Annotated in this window: 30 protein-coding genes; 12 read left to right on the top strand and 18 right to left on the bottom strand. The window is 50.3% G+C overall.

Annotated features, from left to right (window positions below; translation table 11 throughout):
- On the bottom strand, positions 1-480 hold the full coding sequence (locus AC0B60_RS12160) for a nuclease-related domain-containing protein (RefSeq protein ID WP_465086080.1): 480 nt from the start codon (positions 478-480) through the stop codon (positions 1-3).
- 217 nt (positions 481-697) lie between these two features.
- Positions 698-1060, bottom strand: a complete 363-nt coding sequence (locus AC0B60_RS12165; protein WP_465086081.1) for a hypothetical protein — start codon at positions 1058-1060, stop codon at positions 698-700.
- Positions 1061-1585: 525 nt separating this feature from the next.
- On the opposite strand from AC0B60_RS12165, the gene AC0B60_RS12170 reads away from it, so the two are divergent.
- The 3 genes from AC0B60_RS12170 to AC0B60_RS12180 all read left to right on the top strand — a co-directional run bounded on the left by AC0B60_RS12170 (position 1586) and on the right by AC0B60_RS12180 (position 2724).
- On the top strand, positions 1586-1909 hold the full coding sequence (locus tag AC0B60_RS12170) for a type II toxin-antitoxin system RelE/ParE family toxin (RefSeq protein WP_465086082.1): 324 nt from the start codon (positions 1586-1588) through the stop codon (positions 1907-1909).
- On the top strand, positions 1906-2196 hold the full coding sequence (locus AC0B60_RS12175; protein ID WP_465086083.1) for a helix-turn-helix domain-containing protein: 291 nt from the start codon (positions 1906-1908) through the stop codon (positions 2194-2196). The genes AC0B60_RS12170 and AC0B60_RS12175 overlap by 4 nt, the downstream gene beginning before the upstream one ends.
- 75 nt (positions 2197-2271) lie before the next feature.
- Positions 2272-2724, top strand: a complete 453-nt coding sequence (locus tag AC0B60_RS12180) for a DUF3010 family protein (protein ID WP_465086143.1) — start codon at positions 2272-2274, stop codon at positions 2722-2724.
- A gap of 17 nt (positions 2725-2741) precedes the next feature.
- On the opposite strand, the gene AC0B60_RS12185 is transcribed toward AC0B60_RS12180, so the two are convergent.
- Positions 2742-4010, bottom strand: a complete 1269-nt coding sequence (locus AC0B60_RS12185; protein ID WP_465086084.1) for a dicarboxylate/amino acid:cation symporter — start codon at positions 4008-4010, stop codon at positions 2742-2744.
- Positions 4011-4439: 429 nt separating this feature from the next.
- Here AC0B60_RS12185 and rlmF point away from each other — a divergent pair, with 429 nt between their 5' ends.
- Positions 4440-5372 (top strand): 23S rRNA (adenine(1618)-N(6))-methyltransferase RlmF, encoded by a 933-nt coding sequence (rlmF, locus tag AC0B60_RS12190; RefSeq protein ID WP_465086085.1) that lies wholly within the window; start codon positions 4440-4442, stop codon positions 5370-5372.
- Between the two features lie 63 nt (positions 5373-5435).
- Here rlmF and gcvA read toward each other — a convergent pair whose 3' ends face one another.
- Positions 5436-6314 (bottom strand): transcriptional regulator GcvA, encoded by an 879-nt coding sequence (gene gcvA, locus AC0B60_RS12195; RefSeq protein ID WP_465086086.1) that lies wholly within the window; start codon positions 6312-6314, stop codon positions 5436-5438.
- Between the two features lie 126 nt (positions 6315-6440).
- Between gcvA and AC0B60_RS12200 the strand changes: the two genes are divergently transcribed.
- Positions 6441-6614, top strand: coding sequence for an RSP_7527 family protein (locus AC0B60_RS12200; protein ID WP_465086087.1), 174 nt, complete (start codon positions 6441-6443; stop codon positions 6612-6614).
- A gap of 105 nt (positions 6615-6719) precedes the next feature.
- Here AC0B60_RS12200 and AC0B60_RS12205 read toward each other — a convergent pair whose 3' ends face one another.
- From AC0B60_RS12205 to AC0B60_RS12255, 11 genes are all read right to left on the bottom strand, one after another.
- Positions 6720-7697, bottom strand: coding sequence for a 5'-nucleotidase (locus tag AC0B60_RS12205; RefSeq protein WP_465086088.1), 978 nt, complete (start codon positions 7695-7697; stop codon positions 6720-6722).
- A gap of 75 nt (positions 7698-7772) precedes the next feature.
- Positions 7773-8228, bottom strand: coding sequence for a metallophosphoesterase family protein (locus AC0B60_RS12210; protein WP_465086089.1), 456 nt, complete (start codon positions 8226-8228; stop codon positions 7773-7775).
- A 39-nt stretch (positions 8229-8267) separates the two neighbouring features.
- Positions 8268-8726: a DUF4174 domain-containing protein gene (locus AC0B60_RS12215; protein ID WP_465086090.1), complete on the bottom strand. Its 459-nt coding sequence runs from the start codon at positions 8724-8726 to the stop codon at positions 8268-8270.
- 64 nt (positions 8727-8790) lie between these two features.
- Positions 8791-9231 (bottom strand): thioredoxin TrxC, encoded by a 441-nt coding sequence (trxC, locus tag AC0B60_RS12220; RefSeq protein ID WP_465086091.1) that lies wholly within the window; start codon positions 9229-9231, stop codon positions 8791-8793.
- Between the two features lie 178 nt (positions 9232-9409).
- Complete coding sequence (rho, locus tag AC0B60_RS12225) at positions 9410-10375, bottom strand: transcription termination factor Rho (RefSeq protein ID WP_465086092.1); 966 nt, start codon at positions 10373-10375, stop codon at positions 9410-9412.
- A gap of 37 nt (positions 10376-10412) precedes the next feature.
- On the bottom strand, positions 10413-10646 hold the full coding sequence (locus AC0B60_RS12230; protein ID WP_465086093.1) for a hypothetical protein: 234 nt from the start codon (positions 10644-10646) through the stop codon (positions 10413-10415).
- Positions 10647-10883: 237 nt separating this feature from the next.
- Positions 10884-11300: a helix-turn-helix domain-containing protein gene (locus AC0B60_RS12235; RefSeq protein ID WP_465086094.1), complete on the bottom strand. Its 417-nt coding sequence runs from the start codon at positions 11298-11300 to the stop codon at positions 10884-10886.
- 5 nt (positions 11301-11305) lie between these two features.
- Positions 11306-11413: a type II toxin-antitoxin system HigB family toxin gene (locus AC0B60_RS12240; RefSeq protein WP_465086095.1), complete on the bottom strand. Its 108-nt coding sequence runs from the start codon at positions 11411-11413 to the stop codon at positions 11306-11308.
- Positions 11410-11592, bottom strand: coding sequence for a PAAR domain-containing protein (locus AC0B60_RS12245; protein ID WP_465086096.1), 183 nt, complete (start codon positions 11590-11592; stop codon positions 11410-11412). Before AC0B60_RS12245 ends, AC0B60_RS12240 begins: the two co-directional genes overlap by 4 nt.
- 214 nt (positions 11593-11806) lie before the next feature.
- The gene (locus AC0B60_RS12250) at positions 11807-12403 is read right to left on the bottom strand and encodes an HNH endonuclease (RefSeq protein ID WP_465086097.1); all 597 of its coding nucleotides are present in this window, start codon (positions 12401-12403) and stop codon (positions 11807-11809) included.
- A gap of 420 nt (positions 12404-12823) precedes the next feature.
- The gene (locus AC0B60_RS12255) at positions 12824-13609 is read right to left on the bottom strand and encodes a hypothetical protein (protein WP_465086098.1); all 786 of its coding nucleotides are present in this window, start codon (positions 13607-13609) and stop codon (positions 12824-12826) included.
- A 144-nt stretch (positions 13610-13753) separates the two neighbouring features.
- On the opposite strand from AC0B60_RS12255, the gene AC0B60_RS12260 reads away from it, so the two are divergent.
- From AC0B60_RS12260 to AC0B60_RS12275, 4 genes are all read left to right on the top strand, one after another.
- On the top strand, positions 13754-14494 hold the full coding sequence (locus AC0B60_RS12260) for an NYN domain-containing protein (RefSeq protein ID WP_465086099.1): 741 nt from the start codon (positions 13754-13756) through the stop codon (positions 14492-14494).
- Between the two features lie 68 nt (positions 14495-14562).
- Positions 14563-15492, top strand: coding sequence for a zinc dependent phospholipase C family protein (locus AC0B60_RS12265; RefSeq protein ID WP_465086100.1), 930 nt, complete (start codon positions 14563-14565; stop codon positions 15490-15492).
- Positions 15489-15905 (top strand): hypothetical protein, encoded by a 417-nt coding sequence (locus AC0B60_RS12270; RefSeq protein ID WP_465086101.1) that lies wholly within the window; start codon positions 15489-15491, stop codon positions 15903-15905. Before AC0B60_RS12265 ends, AC0B60_RS12270 begins: the two co-directional genes overlap by 4 nt.
- A complete protein-coding gene (locus AC0B60_RS12275; protein ID WP_465086102.1) occupies positions 15896-17224 on the top strand; it encodes a hypothetical protein in 1329 nt (442 codons plus the stop codon). Before AC0B60_RS12270 ends, AC0B60_RS12275 begins: the two co-directional genes overlap by 10 nt.
- 335 nt (positions 17225-17559) lie before the next feature.
- On the opposite strand, the gene AC0B60_RS12280 is transcribed toward AC0B60_RS12275, so the two are convergent.
- Entirely contained in the window at positions 17560-18276 is a 717-nt protein-coding gene (locus tag AC0B60_RS12280; RefSeq protein WP_465086103.1) for a glutathione S-transferase, read from the bottom strand.
- A 306-nt stretch (positions 18277-18582) separates the two neighbouring features.
- Between AC0B60_RS12280 and AC0B60_RS12285 the strand changes: the two genes are divergently transcribed.
- The 3 genes from AC0B60_RS12285 to AC0B60_RS12295 all read left to right on the top strand — a co-directional run bounded on the left by AC0B60_RS12285 (position 18583) and on the right by AC0B60_RS12295 (position 19891).
- A complete protein-coding gene (locus AC0B60_RS12285; RefSeq protein ID WP_465086104.1) occupies positions 18583-19158 on the top strand; it encodes a hypothetical protein in 576 nt (191 codons plus the stop codon).
- Positions 19159-19189: 31 nt separating this feature from the next.
- Positions 19190-19495, top strand: a complete 306-nt coding sequence (locus AC0B60_RS12290) for a hypothetical protein (protein WP_465086105.1) — start codon at positions 19190-19192, stop codon at positions 19493-19495.
- A 195-nt stretch (positions 19496-19690) separates the two neighbouring features.
- Entirely contained in the window at positions 19691-19891 is a 201-nt protein-coding gene (locus AC0B60_RS12295) for a hypothetical protein (RefSeq protein ID WP_465086106.1), read from the top strand.
- A gap of 25 nt (positions 19892-19916) precedes the next feature.
- Here the strand turns inward: AC0B60_RS12295 and AC0B60_RS12300 are convergent, their stop codons facing one another.
- Both AC0B60_RS12300 and AC0B60_RS12305 read right to left on the bottom strand, forming a co-directional pair.
- Positions 19917-22076, bottom strand: coding sequence for a DEAD/DEAH box helicase (locus AC0B60_RS12300; protein ID WP_465086107.1), 2160 nt, complete (start codon positions 22074-22076; stop codon positions 19917-19919).
- Positions 22066-23733: a dsDNA nuclease domain-containing protein gene (locus tag AC0B60_RS12305; protein ID WP_465086108.1), complete on the bottom strand. Its 1668-nt coding sequence runs from the start codon at positions 23731-23733 to the stop codon at positions 22066-22068. Before AC0B60_RS12305 ends, AC0B60_RS12300 begins: the two co-directional genes overlap by 11 nt.

A 23733-nucleotide genomic window follows, 5' to 3' on the forward strand; every position in this document is an offset into this window, starting at 1 on the left:
TCAGGGAGTTACATTCCTGCCGCGCCAAGAGGAACTCGGAGGAAGGTTGATGAACACGCTCAATGACAGCGCTTGACGAAAGCTCAGGTTCCACCGTCCGAGAATCGGTTTTGGGCTCGCTTTCAGGTCTGTGAAGAATGGGCTGCGGTACGCTTTCAACCCTGTGCTTGGCCGACGGGGCGCTTCACCGTAACGATCGGAAACCAGCCCTTGATGTTTTTTTGTCTCGACAACGAAGACCCCGAATTCCGATACCAGAACGTGGTCGATCTGCGTGGTGCCGTCCTCCGTGGGGAGGGTAACGTTCTTTATGAGATGGTAGCGGGATTTATCCAGTAACCACCGCGCGGAGAGGTTCACGACAAACTCCCCGAACTTGCCCTTGAACCACGGCGACTTGATCAGGCTTGCGATGATTACAGGGGGCAACAGGTACAAGAGTAGAGTGAAAAGGGGCTGGTAGACCAGGCTCAAATCCATTTCTCAGACATCCTTGCTTCGCTTCCTAAATCCATCCGATGTGAAACATAAATCAGTCTTCGTTTCGGCGCCTTAGGATTTTTGTAACTACTCGCCAAGGAAACATCGGCCCCTGTGGCCGAACAACAAAAACGTGCTTTGAGAATTCGGAGTTGAAAAGGCCGACTGAAACTGTCGGCCGAGAAACGTCCGGGTATTTGGCGTGCAAGAATCGGGGCTATGCGCTTGCGCTGCAACCATCGATCTCTTCGTCGATAATCAGATTCCCCTCCACACGGAACCCTATCCGGCCAACCACGAACGCCTGCTGAAGACTGGTTTTGACAAGGTCAGTCAGACCAACGGCACAACGATCCTTTTCAATAGCATCATCTACCGCTGTCTTGACATTGGGAATACCCAGCGGGAACAGGACGACGGGAACGATATCCTCGCCGGTTACCCGATCACCTTTCAGAAAACTCGCTGAATTGATGTTGTAGTTTTTGGTACTGCCGACCGTCAGATCAGCGACGCGGTGAGCACAGCCAGAAGCCAAAACCGTAGTGGCAATTACTCCAACAATTGCTGCCTTTTTCATTATCTACCTCTTATTTAGGTTGCTTTTTATTGCGGCGCAAGTTTATGTTTTTAAAGAAAAGAAATGAAAGAGGGAAATGTAGTCAATTGTAAAAGCTTGCTAGAAAGGCACCTTCCGGCAGCATGGCAGAAAATCAGTTATATCTGTCGTTTGGGATGAATGACAGAATGTCGGAAAAACCTGCGATATCGGCATCTCCTCTCCTCACTCAAGCCGTGCTGGAGACCCGTTAGTCTCACCGGCCTGCAAAGTCCAAGTCATCCCCAAAGCGCGACCCGCTTCAGCACCCCAGCTTCCGCCTGCTCAAGTGTGCCGTCAGATTCCAGCAGATCATCAAGTGAGTTGCCAACGTGTTTATGCTGGGTCATTTTCTTGCTCTCACTCAGACAGTGATTCTGTTTTTGATCTTACCTTAAACAAGCAATCGAACCTAAATAGGTACGCCTTCATCAGTATATTCCTCAAACATATTTCCCACCCACCAAGGTTGTCGTATATGATAACCAGAAAGTAAAAGGAGCACCCATGGATTGGGAAATTGAACTCTACGGGAAAGTAGATCAGGAGCTGGCCCGAATGCCGACCAAGATTCAAGCACGAATGATCCGGTTGGTGGAATTGATGGCGAAACACGGGGCTAACCTTGGAGAGCCACACACGAAGTCACTTGGCGATGAGCTTTTCGAGCTCCGCGCAAAGGCCAAAGAGGGAATTGGAAGAGGACTCTTCTGCTACATGCAGGGTAAACGAATCGTCATCCTGCATGTGTTTGTGAAGAAGGATCAGAAAATACCAAAGAAAGACCTGGAGCTCGCCAAAGAGCGTTTAAAGGAGGTCAGAAAGCTATGAACTTTAAAGAATTTAAGCAAAAGGCACTGGAAAACCCCGAAGTTCACAAAGAGTATGATGCTCTCGAGGAAGAGTTTAGCCTGATTGATCAGCTGATCACTATGAGGACGAAAGCAGGTCTTACACAGGAAGATGTCGCGAAGAAGCTGGGGACAAACAAAAGCAACATTTCCAGGCTTGAGCGTGGCAAAAGCAATCCTAGCTGGGGGACTCTCAATAAGTATGCTGCTGCCTGTGGCTATACGGTCAGGCTCGACGCTACTGAAAATGATCGTCCTTCGCCATAGAGAACCACATCGAACGAGTGCGTGCTGGTAAAGTCATTCGTGGCAAACGACAACCGGAGTATGAGGGTAATGGCTATGATTGTTTGCGGAGTTGAGCTGACGGGCAGCGATGCGGTGGTGTGTTTGCTGAATATGGACAGGGGGCAGTTCTACCTGCCGGAGTGCAAGGTGCGCAAACTGTCACTGCCGAAAAACCATAGCCGTGAAGATCTGAAGCGTTTCCAGGCGGTCTTTGCGGAGTTAATGGCCGAATACGGGGTCACCCGTGTCGCGATCAAGGAGCGGATGCCAAAAGGCAAATTTGCCGGTGGTGCCATCAGCTTCAAAATGGAAGCAGCCATTCAGCTGACCACCGGTAATGAGTTTACGGTGACCATGCTGCTCCCGGCACTGATCAAGTCTACCCTGGCATCCAACCCGATGCCCATTGCGTTCGCCGACACGGGTTTGAAGGCCTTTCAGGAAACGGCCTTTATCACCGCCTATGTCGCTCAGCTGACTAGTATGAAAGAGCCCCCGTCAATGTGAGCCGGCCTCGCAGCCCCCTAGGACAACTGTTTCTCCGGCACCGCCTGACTTGAGCTTGCCTCTACCGCCTCATATTTATCCTCGGAACGGGCAATCACCGAAGTACACACCAGATCCCCGGTCACATTCATGGCCGTGGCACCCATACCCACAAGGGCATCGATGGACACCAGCAGCGCTACGGTTTCAATGGGCAGGCCCACCTGGGCAAACACCGTAGCAATCATCACAATACCCGCGCCCGGCACACCGGCCGTACCGATGGAGGCCAGGGTGCCGATCAGAACGATTTCCAGCATGGTGACAAAGTCCAGGGGCACCCCTATCACATTGGCGGCAAAGGCTGCAGAAATGGCAATGCGGATGCCGGCCCCGTCCATATTGATGGTGGCGCCCAGCGGCAAACTGAAGCCATAGATACTCTGGGGAACACCCAAACGCCGCGCCGCGTTCAGGGTCAGGGGCAGCGTTCCGGAGCTGCTCTGGGTGGCAAAGGCCGTAGCGACCGGAGCCCGGGCCTCACGAACAAAGTCCATAAGGTTAACGCCATTAAGACGCATAAGAACCCCGTAGACCACCAGCTGTACCGCCAGGGCGATATACAACACCATGACCATATCCCCCAGGGCCATTATCGTGTCCATGCCCTGCTCACCTGCCGTGCTGGCCACAATCGCAAACACACCAATCGGAACATACTGGAGAACCCCGGCCATCACCTTCATGGTGACCTCGTTCAGGCCGGAAACCACGCCATACACCCGCTCCGCAATTTCGCCGTGTGCCTCAGACTCACGCAGCTTCAGCAGTGCAATACCAAAAACAATCGCGGTGAAGATAATCCCCAGCAGGTTCGGCTCGGCGAATGCCTCAACAATATTGGTGGGAACAATATTCAGAAGTACCTGGATAAAGCCCGGATTCTCCGGCACTTCGACACTTTCCGAAGACGTCAATTCCAGACCACTGCCAGGTGCGAAAGCGGAAGCGACACCCAACCCCACCGTGATCGCCAGGGCCGAGGTCAGCACATAGAAACCCAACATCTTCCGACCCACGCGCCCCATACTGCCAAGATTGGCCTGATTGATTCCCACCATCAGGGTTAACAGGACAATCGGCACAACCAGGAACTTCAGCAACCGAAGCAACAGTTCCCCCAGAGGGTCCAGCCATTCGGCCACCGCGGGCCCGCCTACCAGTCCTACAATCAGACCAAGAACAAGCGCAATGCCAATGCGCAGCACCAGCGAAGTATTCAGATAGGCATCAAGTACAGCTTTCATGGAGGCTCCCGTTACACCCTGGCCCATCAGTGAGCAGGCGTTCAAAAACGTAAGGCCTGGGATTCTGGTCAGTACCGGCTCATGGGTAAACCGGTATTGCCACGTACGTTACTCACAAAATCTGTGGATAAGTTTGTTAGGAACCTAGGGTTAAACACCCACAAGCCTTGTGCCACAAGGCCTCGGGAAACCTGATGCAATTATGGGCTATACGCGAGTGCTATATGGATATGAAGGATCTGTCTCAGCAGGGTTAGGAAAAAGAGATGGAGTGCATGCGTCACTAGCAGAAATGTGTAACAACCGATTGAGTGATAGCATGCAACTTTGCTATCCGATGACTTTCGTTAACGCCTGTTCGCAATTCATATACACAGAGAACCTACGCGAAAGCCCCGAAAAATAGCTCAGCCACGGTTCCCCCTGTTTATGAACCAAAAAAATAATTCTGATCCGATTTCCACAAAGCCTACTCGCAAGGGTCTACACCCGAGGAACCTGCACAACCAGGGCTATGACTTCCCAGCTCTCATAGAAACCCACCCGGCACTAGCTCCTCATGTGAAAACGAACCCTCATGGCAATCTTTCCATCGATTTCGCAGACCCATTGGCAGTAAAAAATCTCAACGCCGCGTTATTAGACCGATACTACAACATTGTCGCTTGGGACATTCCGGACGGGGCGCTTTGCCCTCCAATCCCGGGCAGGGCCGACTATATCCATTACATCGCCGACTTGCCCGGGCTTGATCAGCCCAGCATCAAGCTGCTGGATATAGGGACGGGAGCCAATGGCATCTACCCGCTACTGGCCTGCCAAATTTACGGCTGGCAGTGTGTCGGTAGCGACATCAGTACGGAGTCGCTTGCGAACGTAGCCACAATCATCACCAACAACCCCACACTCAAAGACCGCTTCACGCTGCGCACCCAGCACGATAAAAACCAAATGTTCGAAGGGATCATCCAGGCGGGTGAGTTCTTTGACGTCAGCGTATGCAACCCGCCTTTCCATGCCTCGCTCGATGAAGCGATTAAAGGTAGCCGGCTAAAGCTCAATAACCTTGCTCGCAGTCGCGGTGAACAAAAAACAAAATCCGAATCCCCTACTTTGAATTTTGGCGGGCTGGGAGCAGAGCTTTGGTGCAAGGGGGGCGAACAGCTGTTTCTGAAAAAACTGATAAGAGAAAGCCAGGCGTATTCAACTCAATGTCGCTGGTTTACCAGCCTGGTTTCAAAAGCCGACAATGTTAAGCCTGCAAAAAAGTTGATTCGTAAGCTTGGTGCAGTCGATATAAGGGAAATTGAGATGAAACAGGGAAATAAGATTACGCGGGTCTTGGCCTGGACATTCATCTGAGCCGCCCCGAGTTTAAGACGTTTCTGTCCCGGTTTTCCTCCCAGAACCAGGCCCGAGGGCTCCCTACATCTCGCTCATCAGCCACTCCTTGAAGGCTTTCATTCCGATGGTCAGCGGGCGTTGCTTGCGGTAGACCAGATAGAAGGCCCGATTCGTATCCAACTGGATGTCGAAAGGCACCACCAACTTCCCGGATTTGATCTCACGGGACGTCAGGGTGCTATCAGCCAGCGCTACTCCCAGGCCCTCCTGGGCCGCCGCCGTGGCAAGTTGCCCGCTGGACATTTGTAGGCTGCCCCGGGCGGATATAAAATCCACGCCTGATTGTTGCAGCCAGTTCTCCCACTCCCACTTCCGTTTGCTGACATAGATCAGAGTGTGTTTGGCCAAGTCTTCAGGCTTTTCCAGCGGCAACTCACCCTCCAATAACAGTGGGCTACACACCGGAACCAGCATAACTTTGCGCAGGAAATGCACTTCAATATCGTCCCATTCACCATTCCCGAAATAAACCGCCATATCGGTACTGGTGCGGTCGAAATCCAGCAGCCCCATGGACGCATTAATTTCCAGCTCAATATCCGGGTACAGGGCCTGGAATCGAGCCATGCGTGGCATCAGCCAGCGGGTTAGAAAGTTGGGTGCAACGCTGATCTTGACCACGTTGGATTCCTGGTTCGCGGTCAGTCGTTGGGTGGCCATTTCAATCTCATCGAACGCATGCCTGACAGATGAGAGATATTGCTCGCCTTCAGGGGTCAACGTCACCGTTCGCCTGCTTCGATCAAACAGTGAAAGCCCCAAATATTCTTCAAGTGTCTTCACCTGATGACTGACCGCCGATGACGTCACGAAAAGTTCCTTGCCAGCTGCGGCAAAGCTGCGGTGTCTGGCGGCTGATTCAAATACCCGAAGCGCATTCAGGGGTGGCAGGTGGCGCATGACTTTGCTCGACTGGTGAGATTAATTCATCAGTCTGATGAGAAAGGATCGCTTTTTCAAGAGCCTCGCACTCATTATCATAAGTCCTGTAGAAGATACTCACTTATCGAACCAGGACACAGCTCCATGACCTATCAGGCTCCGAAACTGAACGAACACGGCACTATCGACATTGATTACTACACAAAGCTTGCATCGCAGGAACGAAGCGAATATATCGCGCAGATGGCGGTGTCACTCAAAGCCAAAATCAAGTCCTTCTTCCACGTGACGCTGCCGAAACTGTCCATTAGCCATTGATTTGTGTTCCGTTTAACGCTCAATGGCTTTATGTGGAGACTGGCTGGTTTTGCTCAAACTGGCGAACCAGCCTGATTGCGCGTTGAACGAGAAAGCGGGACATATCTACTTTTCCGTTTTCCAGCTTTTCTTAGAATCCCTCAAAGGCGACCCGGATCTATAAGGCACCTTCCCTGCAGGCGTATATCTGGCAGCAGGCTCCAGATGCACATCCTGATCATCGAAGAAGATGTGCGCCTTGAACGCCTTGATGATTTTCGATTTATCCAGCCCGCCCAGGAAAAAAATCTCATCCACATACACCCCCCAATGTCGCAGGGTTTTGATTACCCGCATCTCAGCCGGGCTGTTTCTTGCGGTGATGATGGCCACACGAACGGGTGAAAAGTCGACCTTGTGAGGAAGCCGGTCCTGCAAACGCGACAACTTCCGAAGCAGCGTCGCATAAGGCCCGTCGCTCAGGGGATTGTCCTGCTCTCTATCCTCAGCCGAATGAAATCCCTTCAGGCCCTCAGCCTTGAACACGATTTCACTCTCGTCGCTGAACAGCACCGCATCACCATCGAAGGCGATTCGCACCTGACCATCGGGAATGGTTTCCATATTGGCGGGTGGCTCCTTCACCAGCGCCACGGCGCAGCTATCACTATCAATCACCCGCTGCGCATCTTTGGTGTTGGTGGTCAGGAACAGATCCACATCGTAAGCGTCCAGATAGTCCACCACGGACTCACCACCGGTGAACGCAGATCGTGTGATATCCAGGCCGTACTCGCGAATGTTATGAAACACTCGCACCCCGGTTTCAGGACTGTTGCGGGACATCACCACAACTTCCACCAGTGGGGCATTGTCGCCGGACTGAAACTGGTTCAGAGAGAGAAGGGCCTTCACCAGGTAGAACCCTGTGCCAGGCTTTAGCCCATCGGACTCACGGGCCGCCATGTATTCACGGTACTCTTCGATGGCCTCTTCACGATTGGATTCAAACTTGCTGCGAAATACGGAATCCGCCTCGCTCAAGTCGAACAATGCCGTTGCTGTGATGCCAACCACCAAGGTATCCGATAAATCGTAGGCCATGGGCAGTCCTTACAGGTGTTATCAGCTGTGCGCCATCTTTGGTGACATCCAATCTGTCACGGTTTCCCCACCCGATCAAACCGGCAACTCGATAATTTCACCAACCACACCGTCTTCACTCACCTGCAGGCGCCCCACCGTTATCGGCAGAGTAAATCGCCGGGGGCCGGCGCCACCTGGATTGAAGTAAAGCACATCGCCAATCCACTCATTACGGGGTTTGTGGGAATGGCCGGCGATGACCACGCGGTAACGGCCCTGCGGATCGATTTGGAGGGTTTTGACATCGTGGAGCATGTGGAAGGGGTGGCCGAGGAATGCCATATCTTGAACATCGGGAAGCGTGGCTGCGCGGCCTGTTTTGTCGATATTGCCACGGATCGCAACCAAGGGGGCGATCGCCTCCAGCGCATCCAGAACCTCGTCCCGCCCCACATCACCGGCATGAAGAATCAGATCCGAGCCTTTCAAAGCCTCCAAGGCTTCGGGACGCATTTTGCTGTGGGTGTCTGCGATCACTCCGATTTGCACGCTTACTCTCCCCCGAATCCCTCAATGATGGCCGCCTGTTTAATCGCTGGCGCTGCTTTGATTGGTGCGCATCTCGCGAATGCGCATGGGCATGCCGTCGATACGGTGGAAAATAGCGTCAAGGTCGAGACTGGACTCGCGGCTTTTGATACCGCCGTCTTTGCCTATCAACAGCACCCTCTCATCCGAACGGGACTCTTCAAGCAGAGCCTTAACCTCGCTCTCGAGGCTGCCCGAAACAGCTTTCTGATTTGAAACCACGTCCGACTCGGTGTTCACAAACCAGACAATATCACGATCCTCAACTTCGGCCCGGGCACTCCTGAGCGTTTCAATCTCACCGCCATTCTCACTGGCTGCTTGCACCAGAATGAGTCGGTTCTTCCACTGGTAGTCGTTCAGCTTGTTCATGTCAGCCCCGTGAGTAGCCAGTGTAATGAGCGCAACCACCATCATCAGAATGATTTGCCTTCTGATGAGGACAAAATTGAAACTCATTTTTTTGCTCCCATGATTGTTCGCTCAAGAACATACGAGAGCGAAAACCGGGACAGCCATCTCACTAACGAATACCTTTCGATTGCAGCCACTGATTGATCTGCGCCTGATTTATGGCACCACTTTGGCGAGCGACTTCCCGGCCGTTCTGAAACAGAATCATGGTGGGTATGCTGCGAATCGCAAACTGACCGGCCGGCCCAGGGGCTTGCTCGGTGTTCAGCTTGGCAAAGCGCACTTTCCCTCGCCAGGCTTTCGCGGCCTGTTCGAACTGGGGCGCCATCGCTTTACACGGGCCACACCAACTGGCCCAGAAGTCCACTAGCACGGGTACCTCACTGCGTCCTGTGTGGGTAGCAAAGCTCTGCTCCATCAACTCCAGAACCTGATCCGGCCAGAGCGGTTGTTTGCAGGCGCCACAATTGCCGCCGGATGACAACTTATCGGCAGGTACACGGTTCACTTTGTGGCAATGGGGACATACCAGGTGTCGAACGTCAGTCATGGTGGATCTGCCTCTGATTGGCTAGTTGTAAGAATAATCAGGGCATAAGAAGAGAAATCAAGCGACGCGGTAAGCTGCGGTGCCGTCTTGTGTAGGCAGCAGGGGCTGAAAGGCAATCTAGAAATAGATCTGTCCCGAATTTGCAAAAATAGGTCTGCCCCGGTTTTCGCACGCATAATCATCCTGGCCCGGGGATGTTTTTCAGAAGCTCGGCGTTTGTGGGGTACTTCTCAAGCAGCTCAACCAACTTTTTTGTGCCCTCTAGCGGTTTGAGACCGCCAAGCGCCCGGCGCAATGCTCTTATTTTGTCTAAATCTTTTGGATCCAACAGTAGCTCTTCACGGCGTGTACTGCTTTTCGAAATATCCAGCGCGGGAAAGATTCGCTGATTCGCAACGTCTCTCGATAACACCAGCTCCATGTTCCCCGTGCCCTTAAATTCCTCAAATATAACCTGGTCCATACGGCTGCCGGTATCAACCAGAACGGTTGCCAAAATGGTAAGCGAGCCGCCATTCTCGATGTTTCGTGCAGCGCCAAACAACCTCCGCGGGATCTCCATTGCTCGAGCGTCAACCCCGCCAGACATAGTGCGGCCGCTGCTCTTTCGCTCCGCATTATGCACACGCGAAAGCCTCGTGAGAGAATCAATCACAATCATAACGTTGTGACCCTCACCAGCTTGTTGGCGGGCAATATCAAGAAGCTCATCGGCAACGCGAACGTGATGAGCATAGCTCTCATCCGAAGAAGAAGCGTGTACCTCAGCCGGGACGCTACGCCTGAAATCAGTGACCTCTTCGGGTCGCTCATCTATCAATAACGCGTACAGTTTAATCTCGGGATACGCCTTCCCCACCGCCTGGCAAATATCTTTTAAAATCGTCGATTTTCCAGACCCCGGCGGTGCAACTATCAAACCTCGCTGCCCCATTCCAATCGGCGTGATCAAATCCATCGCACGCACCGTGAGTTTTTCTGAACCTGACTCCAAACGAATCCCCGGCGTTGGATTGATAGCCACACCGTTTAAAAAACGTTTTTGTGGATCAGCCTCAACCTCAACCATAGCTTCGGCTTCCTCAGCCACAGGTTTGGCGCCTTTAATTGGTTTCCGGGTTAAACCTAATGTCTTTCTCGTCATGTCTGTTTGATAGCTCTTGTTTGATAGTTGCCTGTCTTTACTGCGTGGCCTGATCAATCTTTTCCGCCTGCTTGGCCGCCTCATCCTCCATAAACTTCTTCATGCCTTCTTCAAACTTCGGCACATCGCCCGGGTTCGTCGGAACCTGTGGCGGCTTGTCGGTCCCGATTTCCGCGGCTTGTTCAGCGTTGGCTTCCTTACCCTTATTCAGTTGCTGAGTCACCAACAGACCAACAACCAATACAGCGGCGAGCAAAAGGATCAGCCTCATAACAGTTTCTCATTCAGTGGTTACCGATCAGATTAACTCAATCGGTGCGCATATCACGAATGCGCATCGGCAGGACATCGATCCGGCGGGAAATTGCGTCGAGCCCCAACCGTCTGCGGGTTTACTCTGAAGAATGGGGCGAACCGATGACCACAGGCATTGGCGTTCCGCCATGGTAGAAACCGGGAAATAAATCTGCCCCGATTTTATCTGAAGGGAAAACGTACTTGGAAAACGTCAGAAAAACAGTACCGGAGGCACCCCAAACCGCTTACTCAGTGCTTCCATATGTTTGCGGGTCAGCTTTTTCCCTTCAGCACTATTGAGAATTTTGCTCACATTGCCCTTTGAACCCAACTCCGGCAGATCAGCCACCCCAAGACCGTGTTGAGCCATCAGGGTTTTCAGTACAGCAATACCCCTGTCCGTTTCAGCAACAGCGGCATTAAAGTCGACAAACTCTGCAGACTGGTCTTCCCAACGCTCAATGCTCGTAGCCAGAATTTCAATTAACAGTCTATTGGCGTCGTAGTCATCTACCAACTCATCCATCAGCTCCAACGCTCGCTCATAGTCATCCTGGGTCTCAATATGGGCCACGAAAGGCACCTGAGCCAGCGCTTCTCTGATCTCAACAAAAGCAGGCGATAACATAAGCCTCACTCCTTATTGCGACGGTATTTATCAGTCAGCCGGTCGTATTCGGCATGGCTGCAAATGTGTTTCACGTACATGCGATTATCACGAAACTCAATGAAGGCAATCATCCGTAAATTGTAACCCCACCGCACGAGATTGCCCCACCCGTCACGGCAGCAGGAATACCATTAATCAGAACGGTTGCAGAGCCGGCGGCTATAGCTCGCGGATGGGGGGGATGCTTGGGCTTGGAGTGTGGCGCGAGCGGGTCCCCAGCACGGGCAACGGGTTTGCCATCAATCAACACATTGGGGAGCCGGCAGTCACCGGCGTTGGTGGAAACCCGGAGTGATCAGTCCCCACGTCACCTAATAAAACAACTTTCTTGCTCATTCCTTTGCTCCTTCTGTCCTTGAGGGAGATTTATCCATGTTTTCGCAGGATCGCCTTCACTGGCTCCTGTCGCTGTCATGCTAACCAGAATTCCGGCAAGAACCAAGTTGCCACTAAGGCAACTCTCATTATGCCTCCCTGAATGCTTGATAACGTCCTTCAAGTGCGATTTTGTCAGGCCTGAAGTCGGCTCGCCGAGGAATGATGATTTTTTGTCCGTGCATCTGTTGCAGCCCAAACCGAAGCATTGGGCCGTCTATTTCTTCGAGGATATCCTTTCGAATTTCGACGACATAGTCCGGCCTAATTCCCAGAATATTCTGGTCAAATGCCGCGTGGTGCAGCTTGCACAGTGAAACACCGTTTTTTACGACGGGCTCGCCATCGGGCGATGAGTCCGGCGTGATGTGCGCAGCTTCCAAAAGCGACGTATGACGAAGCCGACAAAGTGCGCATTGGTCTCGGTACGCCGCCAGCACTCGTTCACGAAACAACCGCTGATGTAACCGTACCTTCACCGCCGCTGTAACATAACGGCGCCGTGAGTTCGCATCATCATCGTAAGCTCCAAGAACCACCTGCTCCGACAACGCAGCGCGATCATCCACCGCAATGGATACCGCCAACCCTTTGGGATCGTCGCCCACAACAAAGGCTGGCCAAGTTGCAACATATCGCCCCGGAACGATCCCATGGAAATACACCAAGGGCTTTCGTTCCATCATCAAAGCTCTGAGGCCAACGTTGTCCCGATGGTGAGGATCTATCCCTCGATACCGGTAACGAACCAGGCTGTCCTCAGTAAACGAGTCATCGTAAGGGCTATTTGGCGCCGTCGTTATCGAAATCGGAAGATCGAGAATCTTGGGTTTGAAGATTCCTTGTGGTCCGAGCAGGGGCACGCGATGGCCGTGAAAGTTGATGCCCTGTCTCAAGGGTTCGATTGGGAGCACCTCACCATAGCAGTCCGCAAGCTCACCCAGGAAATCGAAAACCTGTGTTCGGACAAGGTGATCGTAATCGGACGAATTCAAAGTATCGGTCTCCCGTTCATGCCAAGAAGGTGTGCCCAGGGAGCAAGCAACGCCCTTCTCGACCCTATCCCGTAGCAGGCGACATCGCCCAAACTAATTACACGTTCTCACCTAAAACAACTTCCTTTGGTTCGTCTCAATGTTCGCCTTCTCGACAAAGGTAAATTCGTAGCTTTCGCCCTCGAGCTCAATGGTAAACGTGTAAAACGATTCCGGCCGTTGATCAAACGTCGTCATAGCCGATTGAAACCGCCCCATGAAAGTCTGGCCAGGAAAAACAGTAGTTGTCTGGAAATACCCCTCCAGAGAATTGAGATTCTGCTGCAGGTCGGATCTGATGTTTGCGATACCGGATTGCGCACTGCTCTGGATTTGGGCTTGGGCCGCAGCGCTAGCTGCGGGATCGCGTGAATAGGTGGTTGAAGAACCGTAGTAATTTACGGTGCCCCCAGGCCCGTAAGCTGTGCCAGAACCATAAGACGAAGTCGTGGCCGGTTGAGAAGCGCTCAACGTTTGAGCCAACGCACCCAGAGCGATAGCCGTGCGACGGGACTGCGCCTGCGAGATATATTGCTGCTCTAACTCACCATACGATCTAAGAGAGACCAGACGTTCGTCCTGCTGGAGAGTGATGTCATTGATGCTGACTGTCAGAGGCTCATCCGACCTATTTTCAAGATAAAGAACTGCCGTAACCTCTTCCCATGGTTGCTTGGCTTCATGCACTGCAAGCTCAACAAGGTGTCCCTCATCCTTTTGGCTTTGAACGATCCATCCGCTCGCGTAGTAGGACTGGGAACCGCCATCATCAACCGCAGCAAGCTCAGTCTGAACACTTTGACTCGCACAACCAGATAGAAAAGCGCCAAGAAAGAACACACCCGCGCACTTTTTCATAGCCACCCTCACAACCAACACTCTTGTCGATCAGACTAGAACATGTATTCCCGGAGTGCAGGTTTGGCTAGCAAAAATGTGTAACGACTGATTGAGTGATAGCATGCAACATCCCCCATCCGAAACTAGGAAACCTCAAGGAAGATGAACAACAATTACAAAATCGCACTCCTGATCGACTGCGATAACGTCAGTCACCAGTCGGCTGAAGGTGTTCTGCAGGAACTTGCCAAGTATGGCGCTGTGAACGTTCGCCATGCTCATGGGAACTGGAATGGCCCCCAGCTGAGCGGCTGGATAGAAAAACTGCACTCGAATGCTATTCGGCCAGTTCAGCAGTTTGCCTATACCACCGGCAAAAACGCTACCGATGCCTCGATGATCATCGATGCCATGGATCTGCTCTACAGCGGAAACGTCGATGCCTTTGCCCTTATGACGAGTGATTCCGACTTTACGCCCCTGGTCATGCGAATTCTTGAGGCCGGACTACCCGTTTTTGGCTTCGGCGAGCGCAAAACTCCGATGCCCTTCGTCAACGCCTGTTCACAGTTCATCTACACAGAGAACCTGCGAGAAGCCCCCGAGGAGGCGGACAATGTCAGCAACGGAGGAGCTCCAAAATCGACGGTAGAAACTAAATGGGGACGCAACAAACTTCGAGGCGATACGGTCTTGGTACGGACTCTTCGAACTGCGGTGGAACAAACGGCTGATGACGATGGTTGGGCCCATCTCGGCGAGGTTGGCAAATACATTTCAAATAACAGCTCCTTCTCCCCGGTGAATTACGGATATAAGAAGCTAAGCGAACTCGTCAGAGCCAGCGAACTCTTCGAAATGAGCGTACGGGACAAAAACGTTTTCTATATCAAAAGCCCCTAAGAAGAATCCAACGAAGTAGCGTCTTAGAGTACGCATGGAATAATAAAGTTACGACAAGGAGAGATTTGATGCCAGGAGCCTATGCCCACATTACTGCGGTCAACATAGCCAGTGAAACCCACCGCCTGCAATCAGCAGGAATCTCCCGGGAAGCATCCATCGCGCTCGGCCGCTATAAGGGATTTCTTGAGCTCGGTGCTGTCAGCCCTGACTACCCGTACCTAGACATAGGATTTGGAAGCTCAGCAAAAAAATGGGCCGACAAAATGCACTACACAAATACGGGATACATGGTTGGGTATGGAATTGAACACCTATCCTCTGTTGGGCAAGAAGCCCGAGAAAAATGTATCGCGTGGCTACTCGGTTATGCAGCGCATCTTGTCGCCGACCTAACCATACATCCGATTGTCGAGCTACGGGTCGGCCCCTACCATAAAAACGCCGCAGATCACCGCACATGCGAAATGCATCAGGACGCTTACATTTTTGACCGCCTGGCACTCGGGCCAATCGGCGTTTCAGAACATTTAGATAGCGGAATATCTCGTTGTTGCGGCGACGACGATTCGCTCTTGGATGAGGACATCAAAGCGTTGTGGCTCGCAATGCTATCCACAAACTACCCCGACGATTTCAGCAGCAGCGAACCCGACCCTGACAGCTGGCATGCTGGCTTCAAGAGAATCGTTGATACCGTCGAAGAGGGATATAAATTATTCCCTATTGCCCGACATGTAGCGGCGGATAAAGGGCTCACCTACCCGGAGAGCAAAAATATCAATCAGAGCTTTATTGAAGATCTGAAAACCCCGTCGGGAACCGCCCATTACGATCAGATATTCGACAAAGCAGTTAGCAATATCGTTCAGATGTGGAAACAGATCTCTGACGACCTGAATCGACAAGAACCTGAACTAATGGCTCAACTCGGCAACTGGAACCTGGACACAGGCCGAGACGAAAACGGTCAATTGGTTTACTGGGGAGTGGCATGATTAACACGTTAAAGCTTTTCTTAATTTTCAGCATCCAAATTGCAGTAACAGCCTGCACTTCCGTTTCCACCTCCGAGGAGGAAATGTACGAGAAGGCCTCTGCTCTCACAAAACTGACGGGAATGGTCGAGGTCATCGTCGTCTACTCCGAAGACGAATCCAACCTCACTGACGCTGAGCTTCTGGAGGAAGCAACCGCGCATGATCCAACGGTACTGGATCAGTTTGAGAACTATGAATTAAGGGCCTCTCAGAAAGGCGGCCATGCGGTAGTCACTATGTGTGATGCGAACGGTAGTGAAGCATTGCTCCAGGATCTTGGTTGCACTGCAAAGCTCGATAAACACTTTTGGCAAACCAAAACACAGGAGCCATGTACCACGGAACAGGTGAACGCTCCAACATGCCGATAGCAAAAAAAGTTAATGTATCACCAATGGGGCCAAAAAATTACAACTGGCAAAGCCGCAAGGGTTGGGAAGCCCCTCGCCTCCGTTCTGATCGCAAACGCACGCTTTTACTCACCTGGGTCATGGCTCTGTTGTGGAACGCCATAAGCACGCCGCTGCTCTGGACGCTGCCAAAGGCCCTGGATCAAAATCAGTGGTTGGTTCTAATGGTTGTCGCTTTTCCTGCCGTGGGCCTGGGGCTGCTCTGGAAAGCCGTCGCCATGACCCGGGAATATCGCCACTACGGCACGGTCGAACTGGAAATGGACCCGTATCCAGCGGCCATCGGTGGCCAGATGGGTGGCACAATCCTGGTGCCAAGGCTCAGGATTCAGGAACTTGCAGCTCCCGGTGCAGAAGTCACCGTGACACTGGAATGTATTTACACCTATGTCTCTGGATCGGGAAAGAACCGCACCCGCCGAGAGCAGATACTCTGGGCGGAGCGCGGCACACCGAAAATTGAGACAGCCGGGCAAGGTGTACGCTTTGCTTTTCGATTCGACCTGCCGGGCGACTTACCAGAAGCCGATATTGAACGGTCCAGCCGGTACCATTTCTGGCGTCTATCGGTGAAAGCGGATATTGCGGGCGTAGATCTGGAGCGCCAGTACGACATTCCGGCGTTTCACGGCGATACCCGTTCTCAGAGTGTCGAGCATGATATCAGTGCGCAAGTGCGCGCCTTACGCGACGAACAATCCCAGGCCGCCAAAGAAGCCATACAGTCTGGCCAATTGGACCTGCCAGGCCTCTCCCGTGCCATGAACTACCAGGATTATGGCCATCAGATAAAAATGCGTTTCCCCATGTTCCGCAACAAGATGCTCAGCGCGTTCGCCTGGATCTTTGCAGGCGGTTTCGGGTTTGCAAGCGTATCGATGCTGACGTCGGCTTTTTCGGGCGGGGCCTTTGGCGTGTTCTTGGGCCTGTTCAGCGTGCCCTTTGTGCTGGTCGCGATTGCTGCAGGCGCTGCTGCCTTATACCTGCCCTTCAACCGCCTGGTTGTCCGTATTGACCGACAGGGAATTCGTACCTTGAGAAGCTGGCTCTTCCTGCCTGTACGCAGCCGCAAGCTGACGATGGATCAGGTTTTGCGCCTGACGATCAAGCGCACGGGAAGCACGGGACAGGGGGTAAGCAAGGTGGAGCACTTCAAGATTCTTGCGATTGATAACCAGCAAAGAAAGACGACAATCGCCGAAGATCTAGACGGCCAGGACGTCGCCCAACACTTTTGCGATTACCTGGCCGAGCGCATTGGCGTTTCTGCAAAAGAATGATGGTTTGCGAGGCTGACTCGACATGCAGATCGGGATCTCAGAGAAAATAGATCTGTCCCGGTTTCACGGGTTCACCGTGCGGCCCGAGAGAGCCCGAATTGCGGGCATAACTGCTGAGGACGTGTGGATCTACCTGCAGGACAGTCCAGCCACTCAGATGATCGAGTTTGGCCGGTTTCTTCCAGCGCCAGGAGACGAAGCTGAGTGGGAGCGGGGAATGACTCCGGGAAAACGGACCAGGTTACCCGATAAACCGAACGCTGACGCTCGGCGAGAAACTTCAGGCTTGCCGATAAACCCGAATAATAAATCTGTCCCGATTTTCCGGTCGAGGTTTACGATCTTACGAATGCGGTTATTTGTGGAAATACCACCAACTCATCGCCTTCCTGCCACGGCTGGCATTTGACCATTACCTGCAGGAACACTGGATGGTCCAGCCAACCCCTCAGCCATCGCTGTAAATTCGGATAGGGCAGACTGTAAAACACCTCCCGATCCACATGGGCGAACTGGCGCACAAAGGGCATGATGCCAATATCAGCGATGCTGATGTTGGCCCCCAGGAGATACCGGTTCTTGGCCAATAGGCTTTCCAACGCCTGCAAAAACACCTCACCCTTTTTCCGGTAATCCAACTGGGTGGGTTCTGGGTGCCGATCCGCATATTTATAGCGGTCCAGCCAGTGTTTAAACTCGTTATCGTTACGGTCAATCAGGGCATTAGCGCTTACTAAATCAGTGTTCAACAAACCCTGCGGATCACTCTGCCGCAACGCCCATTCGACGATCTCTCGGCTTTCCTCGATAATGAACCTATCAGAGCTATCACCCCCTGCCAACTCCAGAACAGGAACCGTGCCTTTGGGACTGATCGCCAGCATCTGCGCCGGTTTGTTTTTTAGCACGATCTCCCGCAGCTCCACCGTCAGCCCGGCAAACAAGATCCCGAGCCGAGCGCGCATAGCGTAAGGGCAACGACGGAAAGAATATAAACGAGGCAGTGGCACGGTAATGGCGTAGCTCCTGGCTGAATTAACGAAGCCGCTCATTGTAGCGGAATATCTAGGGATCCTGCGGGAGCGTCGTCTCCCTGTTCAACAAACTGCCGATAAGCCTCCAGCCTTGGCTGGTGACTGCCTGCCAAAGGGAAAATAGATCTGTCCCGGTTTTCATACTGTCCCAGTTTTCGTTTATACCCAACGAGAAAATTCAAACAAAAGCGGCCCTCGAAAAGCTGGAACAGATCTATTTTCCCGACGTTAAGCAATATGACGCCAAACCAACCCTTTCCATCAACACCCTCAGAAAGTAACCTCTCTCCCAATGGACTGAAACTTCTCCAAAGGAACCGGACGATGAACCGTTTTAGCTCAACCGCCCTCGCGTTGCTACTCTGCCTTTCGGCAGTCGCCTGTGCATCTTCCCCCAAGCTCAATGTGCTTGACCCGGTCGAGCCGCGAAAAGAAGCTCCTGGCGTCACGGTCAGCCGCGTGGCACATCCCATTACGCTCCCCCTCGAATCGCTTGCGGGCGCATCGTTTATCGGTAGCGACGGTGAGCTCATTTTGTATGACGGTCGCAAAGGCCTCTTCGCCACAGTGGTGACACCAGAGGACTGGGGCAATCCCTCTATTCAGATGAACCAGGCGCCCAGCTACATCTTTAAGCGCGACCTCAGTTCGGTTGAGGACCTTGAGTTCCGAAAGGAGCTTGAAGGGATTGCCAGAATGACGCTGGAACCTGCTGATGAGAAACGAACCAGTATGATGACCGTTGGTGAAATCACCGCCTACATTGCCTTCAGCCCCAGAAAAACCGTCATCATGCTCACTTCACCGGCTAAGCCGGACCTGTTTACTCAACTGGTATTGGACAACTTCAGCTGGGACGAAATCGAAAACGAAATCCTGAAAGGAATCGGGGGACAGTAATATGCTTACGAGGCAGGAGAAAGATGACCTCATGACGGTCATCAACATACTCTTTGACGACAACCGGTTGCGGAGCGTGAAACACAACTTCAACGAACGCACAGCTGAGGTAGTCGAGCAAGCCATGGAAGAACTGGTCAAATGCAACGCCAGTATGAAGGAGCTGGTGACCGGGCTTACAACGGGAATATCCGTTTTTACTCGTGGCTGGCTGAAACAGTCACTGGATAGAGTCGCCCGAGCTCTTCGAGACAGACAGTTACAGTTCGATGGAATGGCTTGCCGAAATCAGGTGACGATTAATTTCCGAATGGAGATTTATCGCTCTGTTTTATAGGCTACGATCACCTGAAATATCTCCGTCTTGATTTTCAGGTTGGCTCGATAGCCAAATCACTGACGTAGACCTTTCGATTGCCGCTTCTGATTGATCTGCCTCTGATTGGCTAGTTGTAGGGATAATCAGGGCATACTGTAGTGGTCAACAAAGGCTGGAAGAAGATCGAAAATAAATCTGTCCCGGTTTTCCGCGGTGCGGGAGAAGGCAGCGGTAACGTCCACGTTCTTTGTCGTGGCCTATATCGCTATCTCGGTACCGATGATCGGCCTGGGATTGATGGCGAGCATGACCAGCCTGAAGACGACCGGGATCACTTTCGCCGCCGTGATGGGGTCACTGGCGGCGCTGGCTCTGGTGCTGCTGATTCGGCGAGAACGGGCAGGGGGAAAATAGATCTGTCGCGGTTTTTCTCCTTAGTTCAGTCAAGCGCCAACCTAACGAACATTTTGTCTACAGAGTCTAAGCCCTGAATCCTATGATAGTTCCGCCGGAGATATCTAGAAAGAACCTCAATACTTGCCGATCCCAACCTTTCATCGGCAATCTTCTCTAATGTCTCAATAGCTACTCCCATTTCCTCCAATGCCGAAAGTCTAGAAGCCAAGTGAGAATTCTCAAACACATGAACCAAATATCCAAAATCAGCCTCAAAATCTATGCCACTCTCTGAGAACTTAAGATTAAGCAGATCCTGAAGAAGAACCAATGCCCTAGGAATAGCATGTTTGAATACATTGCGAACTATCTTTAATTCCTTGTCCGTTTTTTCCGAACGTAGTTCCTCACTTGCGTAGTAACGATAAATGTAATCAAGCCTCTCACGGATATAGGAGGAATGACAATTCGAGTAAACATACCAACCAATTCTATTGCGGAGATCTTCATTATCATCGAAATGGATATTTAGCCTCTGCAGGGTCCGATACTCAGCAACTTTGATGAATTTTGAAAGCAGGTCTAACTGGGCCGCATCCGGCATTTTCTTCCCTGAAATAACCTTGAGATCGCTCCAGGAAAGTGACTCTAGAAAACTAAACGCCGCGTCAATTGATGCTACATTGTATGAAGAGTGACTCTTGATAATTTCTATAGGAAACTCTGAAACTCTATTGAACTTTTCAATAAACTCGTTAGATGCGTCCGAGAGGTGCTCGTTCTGCATACTTGCTAGCAAATTTAAGGGTGTATCAGCATCTTGCCGACCAATGGGCAGATCGACCACATTAGTCTGAAGTTCTTTTCTGGGGAGTGCCTCCATACAAAAGACATTTCCGACTAAGTGCACATTCATGCGGCCAGCGCGGCCTGAAATATTTTTATGTGTAAAATTATCAATAGAAAAAGTAGATCTCCTATTGTCATAGATCACTACATTTTCAGCAACGGTATTCACTCCTTCGATAAGGGTAGACGTACAAACCAGCTTATTGACATATCCGCTATTGAAAAGCTCTATCGTCTTCTGCTGTAAAGCCCTAGGCAACACTCCATGATGCACTCCAGCTCCTAGCTTAAGAGCTTTGGTATAACACCAGCTCTCTCCATAATATTTTTTTAGCCACTCATAATACTCTTCATTTTCTGATGAAAGTTCGCTTTTAGATACCCGGCTCAACGAATTTATGACCTGTTCAATGGAACTTTGGGACTTACAATAAATTATGGTTTGCCCAGGATATTCGTTCAAAATACTCATTAAACGACTATTTTTTTCTGACAAATCATTTGGCTTAATATTGTATTCAAACAAATTCAATGCAACAGTATTAAAATCTGAGGGAACGAAAACATAGTCTTTAAGAAGAAAATCTAAACCTTGAATAGCATCGATATAAGGCCCTATCATATAAAATTGTTTAGATACCGTGAGCAACTTACTCAGAGCTATATTTAGAGCGATTACGCGGGAGGCATCACCCTGAGAGAAAGCCAGCTTGTAAAATTCATCCACGACAAATAGGTCGATGTTTTCGATATCTTCTCGTTCGTTAACCCTTTCCTGTGTAAGGATATATACAACGCGATTCTTACGACGGGATTGTGACCCATGGTGAATAACTTGAAACCGATTACCAAAAGTTTTTGTTATTCGGCGCCTTGTCTCGTCAATTAAGGCGATTGTAGGAACGACTATAACAACTCTATTAAATTTCTCGCTTGCAATAAGTGAATCAACAATAGCACTCTTCCCCATACTCGTGGGGGCGCTCAAAACCACATTTCTTCCCGAGAGCAATAAATTGAAAATTTTAGCTTGCATTGAATGAAATATGAAACTTGAATTGAATTCACTTTGATACAAAGTTAAAAGAAAGTCAGAATCCGGTTTTTTATCATTCGAAAAGTATTTTTCTAAATAAGGATATAACCCAGCCTTTCTTACCAAATTTTTTAAAAGCAATCGATGCTTCTCAAACTGATCAATATCATCCAACGCTCTGATAACATACTCGCGACCGATTGACTTGTATGCAGGAGAAGAAAGGCACTCATTAGCATATTTTAAATATCCAAAAGCGCTAAGCCCACCCTTCCTAACCTTTTCGAGACCTATTCGCGCACCTTGCTCATTTATCATTTGAAGAAAACTCCTCTTCAACGGAGGTTTTAAGGTTAACTATTGAGGGAACAGGATAAATATACGCTGTTATGTGTAGGTCTTTAAAAAAATCGTCTTTATTTATAAGCGATGAAATTAGACCGTCAAAATGAGACCTTACTTCTCCCTCCAGCCTGGACTGACAATCTTCATCCGTCCTGCATTCTTCACATTTCAAAAATTCAGTCTCGTAACCTATAAAGAATGCAAATACAAATCTCGATAGATGCTCATCCAGTGAAGTACTTGCACTTAAAATTTCATCGACATCATGCTTAAGAAGGTATCCATCCTGCTTGTCCTCCAGGATCTTTTCCTTTTTGGCGCCAAACGCATCAGATTGAAGCAGCGCATCAAAGTCCGACACTATTTTTTTGAGAGAGTCATCTATGGATCCACTTATCAATGAGCTAAATCCTAATAGAAGTTGATCAGGTTCATGGTCATTGAGTAGGATATGAATATTATCAATTGTAGTTCCATCTTCATCATCCACATGAAGCAGAGCTGGAACAGGCTGAGAATCGTAGCTCGTTCTCACTACAGAATGAAGCAGAACATTAGCAATCAAGTTTCTTATATCAGCTAAATATAAAATCTTTTTTGATGTGTACTCTTTAAGTTTACTGATTAACCTTTCAGGAGCTTGATCTGCCAGTTCGGACGGCCGCAAAAGTACTTCCGGCAGCCATCTCAAAATACCTTTAGAAATACCACCGTACTCATATCTTCTTCGATGGTATTTTCCTCGCAGTCCGCGACACAGCTTTTCACCACTGTGATCATAAAGATTGTTCAGCTCTAAAAAAACATCTAAAATGGATTTTAGCTTTTTCTTGTCGACAGTATATATTTTTACATTATTATTATTTTTCTGCGCATAATGTAGCACCTCTTTTTTAAACCAATTAATGAAATCACCTCTAGAATAAATTTTGTTTTTCTTGGCCCGCAAAACAATTGAGGTAGCGCTTTTTTCAATAAGGTTTATGAGCAAATCGTTAAGTATACGATAAGGGTCTCGGGATGGATTTAGATGAACACCGTAGCATTCGTGGGCTACTGTAATTATTTTATTTACTGCCTCTAACTTAATTTGATCTTTTGTAGGGATAACTTCCCATACTGCCCTATCTAGCCAATACTCCACATCATTATTGTTCGGAGTTTTATAGCATTTTGTAGCCTGTTGCAATGACTTCAGCATTGCCTCTCTACCAGTTTTTCCAACACGTTCATTAATTGGTATTTTCAGAAACGAAAGCTTCGCGTTAACATCACGTGGTGTCACTATTCTAAAATGGCCGGGAATTTTATCTGAATCACAATCCATCGATTTATGTAAAATCGAGTCACGCTTGTATTCTTTTCGCTCTTTTCCAGTCCTCGTTTTTTTGGTGTTATAGGAGCACTTTGTAAATTCACCTATTTGCCAAGCTTTATCCGATTTAGTCGTTTTTACTTGGATATATTCAATATAACTATCGTAGACCACGTCTATATCATCAGAAACTTCGCACCTTATTTCTGAAATAGCTTTGTCGTCCAGCATTTTGAGCACATACAGCGCAGCCACATAGTCTTGATATAAAAAACCTTTCTTTGCACCGATACCACCACTATCATTTTCAGCCAT

Source organism: Marinobacter sp. V34, assembly GCF_055524115.1.